At 47.3% G+C, this 14,115-nt stretch carries 18 protein-coding genes; 11 read left to right on the top strand and 7 right to left on the bottom strand.

What is annotated here, in order from left to right; all coding sequences use genetic code 11:
- Positions 1-12: 12 nt before the first annotated feature.
- Together OKC24_RS05630 and OKC24_RS05625 are read left to right on the top strand one after the other, a co-directional pair.
- Entirely contained in the window at positions 13-399 is a 387-nt protein-coding gene (locus OKC24_RS05630; protein ID WP_131276254.1) for a hypothetical protein, read from the top strand.
- A complete protein-coding gene (locus OKC24_RS05625; RefSeq protein ID WP_131276198.1) occupies positions 399-776 on the top strand; it encodes a hypothetical protein in 378 nt (125 codons plus the stop codon). Before OKC24_RS05630 ends, OKC24_RS05625 begins: the two co-directional genes overlap by 1 nt.
- Positions 777-831: 55 nt before the next feature.
- Here OKC24_RS05625 and OKC24_RS05620 read toward each other — a convergent pair whose 3' ends face one another.
- Together OKC24_RS05620 and OKC24_RS05615 are read right to left on the bottom strand one after the other, a co-directional pair.
- Positions 832-1,356 (bottom strand): peptidoglycan amidohydrolase family protein, encoded by a 525-nt coding sequence (locus OKC24_RS05620; RefSeq protein WP_131276199.1) that lies wholly within the window; start codon positions 1,354-1,356, stop codon positions 832-834.
- Positions 1,357-1,559: 203 nt separating this feature from the next.
- The gene (locus OKC24_RS05615; protein ID WP_131276200.1) at positions 1,560-2,141 is read right to left on the bottom strand and encodes a peptidoglycan amidohydrolase family protein; all 582 of its coding nucleotides are present in this window, start codon (positions 2,139-2,141) and stop codon (positions 1,560-1,562) included.
- 315 nt (positions 2,142-2,456) lie between these two features.
- On the opposite strand from OKC24_RS05615, the gene thyA reads away from it, so the two are divergent.
- The 5 genes from thyA to msrA all read left to right on the top strand — a co-directional run bounded on the left by thyA (position 2,457) and on the right by msrA (position 6,183).
- Complete coding sequence (gene thyA / locus OKC24_RS05610) at positions 2,457-3,299, top strand: thymidylate synthase (RefSeq protein ID WP_130143717.1); 843 nt, start codon at positions 2,457-2,459, stop codon at positions 3,297-3,299.
- Between the two features lie 99 nt (positions 3,300-3,398).
- Entirely contained in the window at positions 3,399-3,911 is a 513-nt protein-coding gene (locus OKC24_RS05605; RefSeq protein WP_130143718.1) for a dihydrofolate reductase, read from the top strand.
- Between the two features lie 27 nt (positions 3,912-3,938).
- Positions 3,939-4,988: an Lnb N-terminal periplasmic domain-containing protein gene (locus OKC24_RS05600; protein ID WP_130143719.1), complete on the top strand. Its 1,050-nt coding sequence runs from the start codon at positions 3,939-3,941 to the stop codon at positions 4,986-4,988.
- A gap of 103 nt (positions 4,989-5,091) precedes the next feature.
- Positions 5,092-5,547, top strand: a complete 456-nt coding sequence (locus OKC24_RS05595; protein ID WP_265464872.1) for an META domain-containing protein — start codon at positions 5,092-5,094, stop codon at positions 5,545-5,547.
- A gap of 111 nt (positions 5,548-5,658) precedes the next feature.
- Positions 5,659-6,183, top strand: a complete 525-nt coding sequence (gene msrA, locus OKC24_RS05590; RefSeq protein ID WP_131276202.1) for a peptide-methionine (S)-S-oxide reductase MsrA — start codon at positions 5,659-5,661, stop codon at positions 6,181-6,183.
- Positions 6,184-6,247: 64 nt separating this feature from the next.
- On the opposite strand, the gene OKC24_RS05585 is transcribed toward msrA, so the two are convergent.
- The 5 genes from OKC24_RS05585 to OKC24_RS05565 all read right to left on the bottom strand — a co-directional run bounded on the left by OKC24_RS05585 (position 6,248) and on the right by OKC24_RS05565 (position 10,084).
- Positions 6,248-6,652, bottom strand: a complete 405-nt coding sequence (locus OKC24_RS05585; RefSeq protein ID WP_130143722.1) for an ExbD/TolR family protein — start codon at positions 6,650-6,652, stop codon at positions 6,248-6,250.
- A complete protein-coding gene (locus tag OKC24_RS05580; protein WP_130143723.1) occupies positions 6,652-7,272 on the bottom strand; it encodes a MotA/TolQ/ExbB proton channel family protein in 621 nt (206 codons plus the stop codon). Before OKC24_RS05580 ends, OKC24_RS05585 begins: the two co-directional genes overlap by 1 nt.
- 26 nt (positions 7,273-7,298) lie before the next feature.
- Positions 7,299-8,063: a TonB family protein gene (locus tag OKC24_RS05575; RefSeq protein WP_130143724.1), complete on the bottom strand. Its 765-nt coding sequence runs from the start codon at positions 8,061-8,063 to the stop codon at positions 7,299-7,301.
- A 213-nt stretch (positions 8,064-8,276) separates the two neighbouring features.
- Positions 8,277-9,143: a formyltetrahydrofolate deformylase gene (purU, locus tag OKC24_RS05570; protein ID WP_130143725.1), complete on the bottom strand. Its 867-nt coding sequence runs from the start codon at positions 9,141-9,143 to the stop codon at positions 8,277-8,279.
- A gap of 239 nt (positions 9,144-9,382) precedes the next feature.
- Complete coding sequence (locus tag OKC24_RS05565; protein ID WP_005007293.1) at positions 9,383-10,084, bottom strand: TetR/AcrR family transcriptional regulator; 702 nt, start codon at positions 10,082-10,084, stop codon at positions 9,383-9,385.
- Between the two features lie 115 nt (positions 10,085-10,199).
- Between OKC24_RS05565 and OKC24_RS05560 the strand changes: the two genes are divergently transcribed.
- From OKC24_RS05560 to OKC24_RS05545, 4 genes are all read left to right on the top strand, one after another.
- Entirely contained in the window at positions 10,200-11,648 is a 1,449-nt protein-coding gene (locus tag OKC24_RS05560) for a coniferyl aldehyde dehydrogenase (protein WP_130143726.1), read from the top strand.
- A 160-nt stretch (positions 11,649-11,808) separates the two neighbouring features.
- The gene (gene rpmB, locus OKC24_RS05555; RefSeq protein WP_000048256.1) at positions 11,809-12,045 is read left to right on the top strand and encodes a 50S ribosomal protein L28; all 237 of its coding nucleotides are present in this window, start codon (positions 11,809-11,811) and stop codon (positions 12,043-12,045) included.
- A 12-nt stretch (positions 12,046-12,057) separates the two neighbouring features.
- Entirely contained in the window at positions 12,058-12,213 is a 156-nt protein-coding gene (gene rpmG / locus OKC24_RS05550; protein WP_003654787.1) for a 50S ribosomal protein L33, read from the top strand.
- A 138-nt stretch (positions 12,214-12,351) separates the two neighbouring features.
- A complete protein-coding gene (locus OKC24_RS05545) occupies positions 12,352-14,070 on the top strand; it encodes a cation:proton antiporter (RefSeq protein WP_130143727.1) in 1,719 nt (572 codons plus the stop codon).
- Positions 14,071-14,115: the final 45 nt, after the last annotated feature.

The raw sequence follows: 14,115 nt of genomic DNA, 5'->3' as shown, positions 1-14,115 counted from the left end.
ACCGCAATGCGCATGCTTGAGTTTTGGTTCAATCCTAAAATTTCCGTCCTGAAAAAAATAATGATCTTTGCCGTGATTGCTGCGGCTACAGCGGCACTGTATTGGATGGAACCACTGAAACCGGACGCCATTTTAATGTTTCTGGGCACGGGCATTATTTTCCTGATTTGCCGCTACTGCAAAATCCATTTCGCCTACCGTAAACCGGCAGGACTGCTGTACCGCCTGCTGACGTGGATTCCCATTGCCTTGCTGCTGGCGCTGATTTTCATGCATATGCAAGAAGGCGAAATTTTAATACCCGGGGCGCAAGGCATCGGCTTTATGGCGCTGTCGATCTGCATTTTTTCACCGCTGGCGCTGCTGAATCAGCATCAGCCCAAGAATGACGCAGAGTAATGCTGAATTTCTGGTATTCCGAACGCTGCACGCGGCAAATGAAATTGATTGCCGTCATCGCAGCCTGCCTGATCATCACCTTCAGCAGCCAGATTTTCAAGCTTAGCCCCGCATTTATCGGCATCAGCCTCGGCATTGGCTTGCTGATGTATGTACTGTACAGCGTGATGCCGGCGCACGCTGGCACGGGCATACAGAAATGGCGGCATTTCGCGCAAAAAATTTCCTATCTGCTGCTGATCATTTTGTTTTCCTGCCTGCCAAGAACCGGCAACAGGACAGAGATGCTGATGCAGATTCTGCAGTGCATCGGCTTTTGCGCCATTGGCCTATTTTTAGTCTCTATCTACGAAAACCGCGCCAAACGCTTTGAATAGCGCGGCGCGGTTTTTAAGTCTTTTTATTTTGCCAGCGCGCTGCAAGCGCTGAGCCTTACTGGCCTAAACGGTAGTATTCATAATGCACATTGGGATCTTTATACACGGCATGTGTGCGCTGCTGGAAATCAGATACCCAATTTGAGCCGTTATACGCGGCAATATGCCCATAGACATGATTATGCGTACGGTCAATGATATAAATATCGCCTTTTTGCGGACGGTCAAAAGCCTGATTGATTTTTTGGTAGCCGATTTTTCTTAAAGTGCCGCCCCAATCCGCAGCTGCCACTGGGTGGCTGTTAAATTTGGCGCCCGCTGATTCCAAGGCCAGGCGCACGCTCTTCGCGCATTTCTGACTGCTGGTTTGCGCAGTAACGCCACGCAACCGCTGAGCGAACTTATCAATATCGATACGCTGACCGTTATTCGCGCCAAATACGCTTTTCGGCTTGGCATTGCGGCTAGAGGCTTGATACGAAGCGTTCTTAACATTTTTGCCGTGCTGTGAACGGATCACGATTTCTGCTTTCACTGGGCTATGCGCGTTCTGCATGTCCACGCTTTGATCATAAACCATTCTTACAACAACCTCCTCTGCAATCAAAATTGATTACGTTTACATATTTTAACCGTAGGGGATGGTACGCCTAGATGAGAATAATTTCACATAAAAAATGTAATAAAATTTTATCAAACGCAGCATTGATGCTTCAAATGCTTATTTTTATATCAATTTTTAGGAAAATTTACCGTCTGCACTGGCGAAAATTAAATGCTGCATCATAAGCCTAAGCGGTAATATTCATACTTTAATCCGGTCTCTTTATACACATCGTAACTTTTCTGCTTAAAGTCAGAGACCCATTCAGAACCGCTAAATCCAGCGATATGGCCATACACATGCTTGTTCGTACGCCGGATAATATAAATATCCCCTTCCTGCGGATTGTCGAATTCAGGCTGAATTTGCTTATAGCCAATTTTCGTCAGCGTGTTTCCCCAATCTGAGGCTGCCACTGGATGGCTGCCAAACACGGCGCCAGCACTTTGCAGCGCCATGCGGATGCTGCGCGCGCAGCGTTTTGAGCTGACATGCGCCTTAATGCTGTCCAGCGTTTGAACAAATTTATCTAAGTGAATGACGGAAGCATTGTCTGAATTTGAATTAAAATCCCCTGTAAAGCCTTCCGCCTCTACATCCTCTGTATTTAAGCTTGCTGTTGGACTGGGTTGCATCACATCGGGATCTAAGCTGATACGGCTCGGATGATATTTATGGCTGCCCTGATTCCGCAGTGTGATCTGCACGGGTTCAGGGTAAATACTTTGATGAATTTCAGTATGATGCATATCTACGAGCATGCGTGTTCCTCTAATTCCCTGTAAAGAATGTTCTGGCTGGCGCTCCAGCAGCAGCGCTTTGGACGGATTAGATACTAAAAAACCAAACTTAAAACTTCTTTATATAAATGTAATTAATTCTTTGAAACGTCTTTGCAAGGCGATTTTTTTGCAGCCCTTCATTTCTCGCATCCGGCAAGCCGGCTGTATAGGCAGGCCCTATTTTATGCATGCAGCTAAATCCGCTGACGCTTGCTTGACGATGCTTAACAGTTTTATCTGCAGCTAAAAACAGCTAATATGTGCGGCCAGCAAAACAATTTTCATGAGAGTGATATGCGCCAATATTTAGACCTTTTACAGCACATTCTTGACAACGGCGGTGACAAAGGTGACCGTACCGGTACGGGAACCCGCTCTGTATTCGGTCACCAAATGCGCTTTGACCTTTCCAAAGGCTTTCCTTTGCTCACCACCAAAAAAGTCCACTTCCGCTCTATTGCGATTGAACTGCTGTGGTTTCTAAAAGGAGACACCCATGTTAAATATTTGCAGGACAATAAAGTTACGATTTGGGATGAATGGTCTACGGCAGAGCAAACCGCGCGTTTTGGCCGCCCCGAAGGCGAATTAGGGCCTGTTTACGGTCATCAATGGCGTAATTTCGGCGCAACCAAAAATGCAGACGGCACATTCAATCAAGACGGTTTTGACCAGATTCAGTGGCTGGTCAATGAAATTAAAGCCAATCCCAATTCCCGCCGCTTAATTGTTTCCGGCTGGAACCCGAATGAAGCCGGGAACGTGGCCTTGCCGCCCTGCCACACCTTATTCCAATTTTTTGTGCAGAATGGCAAATTGTCTTGCCAGCTGTATCAGCGCAGCGCAGATGTGTTCCTCGGCGTACCGTTCAATATTGCCAGCTATGCCCTGCTGACGCACATGATTGCGCAGGTCTGCGGCCTGGGTGTCGGTGATTTTGTCTGGACAGGCGGCGATACGCATTTATACGCCAACCATTTTGAACAGGCCAAGCTGCAGCTGAGCCGTGAACCGATGGCGCTGTGCCAATTGAAATTGAATCCTAAAATTCACGACCTGTTCGATTTTAAATTTGAAGATATTGAAATTGCAGGTTATGAATCCCATCCCGGCATTAAAGCGCCTGTAGCCGTTTAATTACGGCCGCATTGCCAAAAAAATAAAATCCCGCTTTGCGAAAAGCGGGATTTTGCATTTTAATAGAGGCAATTTTTACTGTTTTTTGAGTAGTGCGCTATGGCGTTCCAAAATTTAGAAGTTGTACACGTCGTCGCTATGGATCAGCAGCATTGCATTGGCAAAGGCAATGACCTGCCTTGGCACATTTCAGCAGACCTGAAGCATTTTAAAGAAATCACCCAAGGCGGTGTGGTGGTCATGGGCCGCAAGACTTTAGAGTCAATGGGCCGCACGCTGCCAAAGCGTGTGAACTGGGTGATCACCCGTGATGCGGACTGGTCTTATGCGGGCGCAAAAGTGGCGCACAGCATTGAAGAAGCTTTAGCCCTGTCTGCGCAAGATGTCAAAGCCTCGGAAAAACCGGAAAGCATTTTTATTATCGGCGGCGGTGAAATTTTCAAGCAAACCCTTGATATTGCAGACCGTTTGGAATTAACGCATGTTGAGCTGGATGTGCAGGGCGATGCGCACTATCCTGAAATTCCGGACAGCTTTAAAAAAGTTCAGGCAGAGCAGCATATTGACGACAAAACAGGGATTGCGTTTGAGTTTGCAACATACCGAAAATAAACAATAATTCATTAGAAACAGCTGAATATGCACAACATTGGCAAAACAGAATTCATCAGAGCTTTGGGAGTCGGCGCACTGCACGCCCTCTTCAGCTTATTTGTCATTCTGTCTTCCATTTGGCTGTGCATGGCGCTGTGGATTCAAGAGCCCTTCAGCTGGCTTTGGAGCCGCATACTGATTGGCGCTTGGATTGCCTTTGCGCTCAGCATCCTTGGCATTTACGCCGCCCAGCCTTTTTTCAGCCGCAAAAAAGACGTCATTATTTATATTCTGGGCTTCCTCTGCAGCCTGCTTTGGTATTTTGGTCTGGAGGCTCAGCAAGACCGGGCATGGGCGCCAGAAGTGGCTAAAATGCTGCATTATGAACAACAGGGCGATCTCATTACCCTGCATAATGTCCGCAATTTCGACTGGCATCCTGACGGCAGCTACACAGAGCACTGGGAAACCCGCCAATTTGACCTGAATCAGATTACTGGGGTCAACATCATTACCTCGTACTGGATGGGGCCCAAAATTGCCCATACCTTGGTCAGTTTTGATTTTGCCAATAACCGGCCGCTGACCTTTTCCATTGAAATCCGCAAAGAAAAAGATGAGAAATTTTCAGCCATTGGCGGTTTTTTCCGTAAATACGAACTCAGCCTAGTCGCCTCTGATGAAAAGGATCTGATTTATACCCGCAGCAATATCCGCGGTGAGCAGGTCTACTTTTTTCCAGTGAACATGCCCAAAGCTGAACGCATGGCGCTTTTTAAAGAGTATCTGCATAAGGCAGACGAGCTGGCCAAACATCCGAAATGGTATAATACCTTAACCAGCAACTGCACAACGCTGGTCTTTGATATGGTGCAGGCAGTGTCGCCGCAAGAGCTCCCAGCCGATTACCGCTTACTCGCCTCCGGCTATCTGCCCAATTATCTTTACGATTTGCACGCCATTTCAGCGCAATGGGATCTGCATACATGGTATCAGCGCGCGCATATCAATCCTCGAGTCAGCGGATATCAGCACATCAGCAGTGCAGATTACTCATATTTGATCCGCAAAGGCTTACCGCATCCAGCAGAATAAGCGCTGCATGGCAGATTAAAATAAACATACAAATACGGCTGGAGCTTTAACTAAATATTTGTTTATATACAACTATGCCTATTTAAAACAAGAGAACCCCATAATGTTAAAAAATCTTCTTTTAGTGGCGGCGCTCGGTTCAGCGGCCGCCTTTACTGGATGTGAAAGCATGCAGACTTCTCCGCATATGACCGAAAATTTGCAGCTTCTGCAAAATAGAACATGGATCGCTACACAAATTGGCGGCACTGCCATTAAAACAGCGCCAAATGCCCAAAATATTCCAAGCATTCAGTTTGATGAAGCCTCTAAGCGTGTTTCAGGCTCTGACGGCTGCAACCGCATTATGGGCGCGTACACGGCTGGCAATGACACGCTGCTGCTCAGCCAGTTAGCAAGCACCCGCATGGCGTGCATCAACAACGGCAATATTGACCAGAAATACAATGAAGCGCTGTCTAAAGTGACGCATTACCAAGTGTTTGGCAAAACCTTGAAACTGCTGGACCGCCACGGCAACCTGCTGATTCAGTTTGAAAGCGCAGTGCGGCCCCGCTGATCCGAATCAAAGCCTGCTTATGCAGGCTTTTTCTTTGCCCGGCATGCAGCCAGCATTGCAGCTGAACAAAATGCCCTTATATATTCATTAACATTCAAATAGGAAATGATTATGCAGCATGCATTATTTGGCGGCGGCTGTTTCTGGTGCACGGAAGCTGTGTTCCTGCAGCTGAAAGGCGTCAGCGCTGTCACCAGCGGCTATGCGGGCGGACACGTTCAGCAGCCGACCTATGAACAGATCTGCAATGGCGATACCCAGCATGCCGAAGTGATTATGATTGACTATGATGAAGCCCAGATCAGCTTCACTCAGCTGCTGGATGTCTTCTTTGCAACCCATGATCCAACCACGCTCAACCGCCAAGGCAATGATGTCGGCACGCAGTACCGCTCCGTAATTTATTATTTGAATGAAGAGCAGCGCGCGCAGGCGCAGCAGCGGATAGATGCCCTGAAAGCGGACGGCTTGGACATTGTCACAGAGCTGAGCCCTGCGCCGGTTTTCTATCCTGCTGAAGACTATCATCAGAATTTCTTTGCCCGCAATCCATCACAAGGCTACTGCAATTTTGCCATTCCGCCGAAACTGATGAAGCTACGCAGCAAGTTCCAAGACTTGCTGAAAGAGGAATAAGCGGCTTTCCATATTAGAAATAAAAAAAGTGGCTCAATGGCCACTTTTTTTATTTCTGAATCAATCAATTATCTGTTGCAAATGCAATATCGCTGAGGCCGGCTTCGCTCGCGCGGGACATCACTTGCGCTACAGTGTCATAGCGTGATTCTTTGTCTGCTTTTAAAATCACTGTCGGCTGACGCGGCGCTTTACCCGCTTCTGCAAAGCGCTGTTCCAGCTCTGCCAGTGTAATCACTTGATCATCCCAAGCGACATCACCGTTCGCATTGATGCTGACTTGCACCTTTTGCGGCGGCAAATCCACAATATCCGCAGTGGTTTTTGGCAAGGTTAATGGAATTGATGGGTTGGCAACGGTCGCAGTCACCAAAAAGATGATCATCAATACCAGCATAATATCGATGAGCGGAATGAGGTTCATCTCATTCATGCCAGCATCGTTGTCTTCACCCAATTGAAAAGCCATTAAGCTTGACCTCCAACTAAACCTTCCTGAGCTGTTTTCACTTCAGCTTTTTTTGCAGATTCCTGCTGCAGCATGGTATCAATCAGCAAGCCATGCGCTTGATCTTGCAATTCATTGGTCAGCGTGCGGTTAAAGCGCACTGCAATGTTGTAAGCCAATACCGCAGGAATCGCGACAGCCAAACCCAAGCCAGTCATAATCAGCGCTTCACCAACCGGTGTGGCTACTTGCGCTAAGCCGGCCTGGCCGCTCTTGCCTACAGCAACCAAGGCATGGAAAATGCCCCATACGGTGCCAAATAAGCCCACAAACGGCGCTAATGACGCAATTGTTCCGAGAACAGATATGCCTTTTTCAGCATTGGCTTTTTCAGCCGCAATTTGACGCAGCAGCGCCTGCTCAGCAACAGCTTTACGCTGTTCAAAGCTCAATGGCGACAATTTCGCTTTTAATGCATTCACTGCATCTGAAAGGCGGTTATACGCCACTTGCTTCAATTGGCGCGTGCCCATAATGCGCAAGGCAAAAATAGTCCACGTCACAATCGACATCGCCAGCAGGACAAAATACAGTGTTTTGCTGACTGCATCGGCATGCTGCCAATAAACTGAAAAGTTCATATTCGAACTCCTAAAGGGTTAGCCGGTTATTTAAGCTGGAAATCGAATGGCTGTTCCACTTTTGTTGGATAGGCCACCCCATTTTCAATATATTTAGTCAGCTGCGCGCGTTTTACAGCAGCCGTTACTTTGCGGTCCACTGCTGCGCCGCAGCTGGAATTCTTCGCCGTTACTGCAATCACTTTACCATCTTCATTGGCTGAGATCGCCACCATCATTGAGCATGATGATTTCAGCTCGCCTGGGGAAAACCGCACGCTTGGCGCTTTCAGCCAAGATACGCCTCCGCCCAGTGAAACGCTTTTAGGCGCTGGCGGCGCTGCAGGCGCCGGCGGAACTGGCGGCGCAGATTTCACTACAGGCGCCGGCTCTGGCACAGGGCGTTTAGTTTCTGAAACTGTTGCGGATACCACTGGACTTGGCTTAGGCGTTTCTACTGGCTTTACTGCCGGTTTTGGCGCATCCGCTTTTTTCACCTGCTGCACTTTTTCCACTTTTTTAGGCGGTGGCGGCAAAGGCTTGTCTACAATTTTGACCTCTTTCGGCTTCGGCGGCTCTTTCTTCGGTTCCGGCGGCTTCGGCTTAGGAGGCAGTGGCTTAGGCGCTTCTTCCAATTTGACAAAACGGACTTGAATCGGGTCTTTTTCTACAGGCTTGAGTTCAGGAGTCTTCATATGGCTGACCCCCCACAGTACACCGGCATGTCCAATCACGACCGCTGCCAGTGCAGTAATCACTTTCTTTTTCATTGGATTCGGAGCTGGCATCATGGGAGCAGAAGATTGACTCATTAAAATCAGTTACCTTGAAGAAGCAGTGCGCTGTTCATTCCAATTTGCAATTCAGTTCATTGGATAGCGCAATAAAGTGGCACAATGATAAATGAGAAGTGTTTTCATTTGCAACTATTAATTTGCCTATTTTTATGGCTTTTTCAAATGCACATTGCGCCATAAAAAAAGGCATACTTTTAGTATGCCTTTTTAAATCCAAAATTCAATACCTTATTGGAACACGACTGTTTTATTGCCATCGACAATGATGCGGTCTTCCAAATGCCATTTCACAGCGCGCGCCAATACATTGCGTTCAACGTCCTGACCCAGTTCCCGCAGCTGCTCAACCGTAAAGTCATGGCTGACGCGCTCTACATCCTGTTCAATGATTGGACCTTGGTCCAGCTCTGCAGTCACATAATGCGCTGTTGCGCCAATCAGTTTCACGCCTTTCTCATGCGCCTGCTTATAGGGGTTAGCGCCCACAAAAGCCGGCAGGAATGAGTGGTGAATATTGATAATTTTCATTTCCCATTTGCGCACAAACTCTTCATCTAGAATCTGCATGTAGCGCGCTAAAACCAGCAAATCATTGCCTTGCATCATGTCATCAATTTGCGCATAGGCTTCGCGCTTATTTTCTTTGGTAACGGGCACAACTTCAAAGGGAATGCCAAAGTTTTCTACCGCTTCACGCAGCGTTTCATGGTTGGAGACCACTTTGGTAATTTCGCATGGCAGGCCGCCGCGCGAATGGCGCCATAACAGCTCAAGCAGCGCATGGTCCACTTTAGAGACTAAAATGCCGACTTTTTTCACATCACTGACCAGCGCTAAGCGCCAGTGCATGGCGTAACGGGCTGCAACATTATTTTCAAAAGTCTGCAGCAAATTGTCTTTGCGGCTTTGCAGACTGTCTAATTCGAACTCAACACGCATGAAATAGCGCCCGCCCTGAGCTTCAGTCGCGTATTGATCAAGTGCGGTAATATTTGCTCCATGATGATACAAAAAGCTCGATACAGCTTGCACAATACCCGGCTTATCTTCGCAGGTAATGAGCAAGCGTGCAGTATTTGCAGTCGACATATTCATTTTGATGTGTATCGCTAAATATAATTAATAAAAAATAAGCCAAGTATTCTAACCCGTTTTAGAGCCAGACTAAATAGGAGCTGCAAAACATTCATTTCAGTTGCCGGTCTAAATGCCTTTACTCATAAATTCGGCACAACCTGTCTTTCTGAGCCCAGATACCAAGGCATAAAAATACCGCCCTTATCTAGGAGCGGTATTTTGCTCATGCAGGAAGTTCAGCCTGCTGAAAAAAAAGCTTATTCGCTATCCGATGATTTATGTGAAGACAGGCTGGCAAACAGTTCTGACTCCCCCATCGTTTCCAGCAAATGCTCATACGTTTGACGGCTTTCACCGCGCAAATAGGCGCCTTCCAAAAACACCATCTGACGCAGCGCCTGCCAGACCCATTTTTCTTCCAAATGATTGGAATCGGTAATATGGCCCGACATATACAGAAAGTTGGTCCAGTTGGTCAGCACAATCCACAAGTTAATAACCAAGGCTTCAATTTCAGAATCCGTCATTTCCATGAGGCCGGCTTCAACGAAAGCTCTGTAAATTTTCTGGCCCTGCTGCATCACCTGGCCGGCAAAGCGCGGATACATCTTGCGGAAATCAACATTATTCTCCACTAAATGATAGACGTCACGGTGCAAAAAGCGGTAAGCCCACAGCTGGCTGCTCAGGACTTGAAAATAGCGGATTTTGTCATTGGCATCCAGCGGGCGGTCATCCGGCAGCGCGAGCATTTCCAAAGTTTCCTTTTGGTACTGCTCCATCAGCTCTTTAATAATTTCGCTTTTATTTCGAAAATGATAATACAGATTCCCAGGGCTCATCCCCAATTCAGCTGCAATATGATTGGTCGTAACAGAACGTTCGCCGCGCTCATTAAACAGCAGCAGGCTGAGCTGCAAAATACGTTCTTTTGTTTTCAGCGTCTTAGTCTGGGACATCCTAAAATAACCATGAGTTCAATGTGTTATATAACGAACACATAAAGTAACTTGACTATTTAGAGCATTTACTCTAAAAATAATTTAATCGCTTATTTAAAAATGGCAGCGCGGTATGAACAGTCAAACAAAAACAACTTCTATGACACCACATTCATTTGAAATTCAGCACTTGAATGAAGTGCTGGAACAGCAAAAACACGCTTATTTGCGCTACCCTCTGCCAACAGCAAAAGAGCGCATTGACCGTTTAGCAAGGCTTAAGCGTATCTTAGTTAAGTACCAAGATCAATTTGCTGAAGCAATTAATCAAGATTACGGCAACCGTTCCATCAGTGAAACTAAAATCGGCGAGCTGCTGACGTGCCTGGAACACATCAAATATTACAGCAAGCATTTAACTGACTGGATGAAGCCATCCAAGCGCCATGTCGGCATTATTCATCAGCCTGCGAAAGCATGGGTGCAGTATCAGCCTCTGGGCGTTGTCGGCATTATCACACCGTGGAACTATCCTTTGCTGCTGTCTATCGGCCCATTGATTTGCGCTTTGGCTGCCGGCAACCACGCCATGATTAAAATTTCCAGCTCATCGGCCGCATTTGGCGCAGTGCTGGAAAAAGCCTTGGCCGAGGCATTCCCGCTCGAACTGGTTGCTGTTGTGAATGGCGGCGGCGCCATTTCAGATGCATTCAGCCATCTGGCGTTTGACAAAATGATTTTCACTGGTTCAACCAATGTCGGCAAAACCGTGATGGCGGCCGCTTCTGAAAATCTGGTTCCGGTGATTTTGGAGCTGGGCGGAAAATCGCCGGTTCTGGTGCATCCATCCATTGACTTGCAGGATGTGGCCGAACGCTTGGCTGTCGGTAAACTGTGGAATGCGGGCCAAACCTGCGTCGCGCCAGATTACCTGTTTTTGCCGCGCGGTAAAACTGCAGAATTTATAGACCGCTTTAAAGCTTGCGCTGAAAGCATGTACCCGCGCTTTGCTGACAATCAGGACTATACCTCGATTATTAATGATAAGCAGTATAACCGCCTGCAAGGCTATTTAGATGATGCCCGCGAACAGGGCGCGCAGATCATTGAAATTAATCCTCAGCATGAAGATATGGCGGCTGTGCGCAAAATTGCGCCAACGCTGCTGACGGGCATCCGTCCGGATATGCAAATCATGCAGCATGAAATCTTCGGGCCGATCCTTCCAATCATGGAATATGATCAAATAGACGATGTTATTGAGTTTATTAATAGCCGTCCGCGTCCACTTGCTTTATACTACTTCGACTTTGATCAGGCGCGTGCAGATTATGTCGCACAGCGTACTCATTCAGGGCATTTCGGACAAAACACGGTTTTGACCCATGTCGCGCAAGACGATTTACCATTTGGTGGCGTTGGCGCATCTGGCATGGGGAAATATCATGGTCCAGAAGGTTTCTTCAGTTTGTCGCATGAACGGTCAGTGATGTCGAATCCCAAGTTATACAGCTTGAAATTCATTCTTCCGCCGTTTAACAAGCCAATTCACAAGTTGATTTCAAAGACCCTTCTTCGCTAAATGATCAAGGCATGACCTATCGCACGGGTTCATGCCTAGTTTTAATGAAAATCGCTTGTCTTTTAAGCGCATTTTTGGTATAAAACGCCCCTTGAATGATTTCATCCGTTTACTTAATAACTAGCCGCACAATCGGTGCTGTCTAGCAATGGAGTTCACCATGTCTAAGGTTTGCCAAGTTACCGGCAAGCGTCCAGTCGTTGGCAACAACGTCTCGCACGCCAATAACAAAACCAAACGCCGGTTCGAGCCGAACCTGCATCACCACCGTTTCTGGTTAGAAAGCGAAAAACGTTTCGTACGTCTTCGTCTAACTACAAAAGGTATGCGTATTATCGACAAATTGGGCATTGAGAAGGTTGTTGCTGACCTGCGTGCTCAAGGTCAAAAGATCTAAGGAGTCTGAACCATGCGTGATAAAATTCGCCTAGTTTCTACTGCTGGTACAGGTTATTTCTATACCACAACTAAGAACAAACGTACTATGCCGGAAAAAATGGAAATCAAAAAATTTGATCCAAAAATCCGTCAACACGTAATCTTCAAAGAAGCTAAAATTAAATAATTTTAGCTTCTTGAAAAAAACGGCCTATTCAGGCCGTTTTTTTTGCATTCTTTTTGTTCCGCTTGCTACACTTTCTTATATTTTGGCATTTTTTGTGCTTATTTTGATTGCCCTTAACTTTGGCTTAAGGAGTTTTTAGTGCCTCATGATGTAGAACTCATAATATTACTTGCCGTCGGCTTTGGCTTGGCTTTAGTTTTTGGCTATGGCGCCGCCCGTTTGCGGCTTCCTCCCCTGATCGGCTATTTAATCGCCGGCATCATTATCAGCCCGAATACCCCAGGGATTGAAGCAGACATTCATCTTGCCAATCAGCTGGCTGAACTCGGCGTAATGTTTTTGATGTTTGGCGTCGGCATGCATTTTTCTTTAAATGATTTGATGCAAGTCCGCAGAATTGCCCTGCCGGGCGCAATCCTGCAAATTGCCGTCGCCACGCTGCTGGGAATGGGCGTGTCCATGATGTGGGGCTGGAGTTTCGGCTCCGCGCTGGTTTTTGGCCTGAGCTTATCCTGCGCCAGCACTGTGGTCTTACTGAAAGCTTTAGGCGACCGGGGGCTATTGAATTCCGTCAACGGCAAAATTGCTGTCGGCTGGCTGCTGGTTGAAGACTTGGTGATGGTTTTAGCTTTAGTGCTTCTGCCCGCAACGGCTGTGCTTTTAGGCGGACAGGCGCTGGAAGGCGCCGGCAGCGATGACAATATCTGGCTGACACTCGGCACGACGCTGCTGAAAGTCGCCGGCTTTATTGCCTTTATGCTGATTATCGGCAAACGCCTTGTACCGATCATTATGCAGATTGTCGCGCGCTTAGGTTCACGCGAGCTGTTTACGCTGACTGTGGTCGCCGCCGCAGTGTCGATTGCCTTTGGCGCATACAAAATTTTCGGCGTATCCATGGCTTTGGGCGCATTCTTTGCGGGCATGGTGGTGAAAGAGTCTGACTTCAGCCATCGCGCAGAAGAAGAAACCCTGCCTTTGCGTGAAATTTTTGCCATTTTGTTCTTTGTTTCTGTCGGCATGCTGTTTGATCCGCGCATTTTGATCGAGCAGCCGCTGCATGTTCTGGCGGTCGTTGCCATCATTATGATTGGCAAAACCATCGCGGCCATGGCATTGGTGCTGTTTTTCCGCTATCCGATCAATACTGCGCTGACCGTCGGCGCAAGCCTGGCGCAAATTGGCGAGTTCTCCTTCATTTTAGCGGCGCTCGGAGTTTCACTGAATTTACTGTCTATTGATGGACAAAATTTGATTTTGGCTGGCGCGCTGATTTCAATCACACTGAACTCTTTTGTATTTTCAGCCGTCGAACCGATTCAGAAATGGATTCGTGAGCGCTCGAATTTGGCCCGCTTGCTGGAACGCAGCGGTGACCCATTAGCCATGCTTCCAGATGAGGTCTCACAAGACTACCTGCGCGATCAGGTGGTGATTGTCGGCCATGGTGAAGTTGGCCGCCGTATAACCCGCAGCCTCATGGAAGAGAGCATTAAAGTGGTGATTGCGGAAGAAAACCGGGAAATTGTCGAAAATCTGCGGGAAAAAGGCATTGCGGCCGTGTGCGGCATGGCGACTGAGCCGAGTGTGCTCATTCAGGCGCATATTCAGCATGCCCGCTTGCTGGTGCTGTCCCCTATGGATATTTTAGACATCCATAAAATTGTCGATATTGCCAAAACCTTAAATCCCCAAATTCAAGTTTTGGTGTGTGCAGAAAGCAAAGAAGAAGCTGAAGTGATCCGCAGGGAAAATATTGGCGAAGTCTATTTTGCCAAAGAAGAAATGGCGAAGAATATGAGCAATCATATTTTGAACCAAATTCAGATTGCGCATCATGAAGCGCCAACGCATTAATCCTTTAAAATGCGGTGCCAATAAGGCTGTGCTGTTAAGCATCAG

The sequence above is a fragment of the Acinetobacter entericus genome, assembly GCF_026168575.1.
Taxonomy (GTDB): Bacteria; Pseudomonadota; Gammaproteobacteria; order Pseudomonadales; family Moraxellaceae; genus Acinetobacter; species Acinetobacter bouvetii.
Note: the sequence above shows the minus strand (reverse complement) of the source record. Positions and strands in the feature narration are given on the sequence as shown.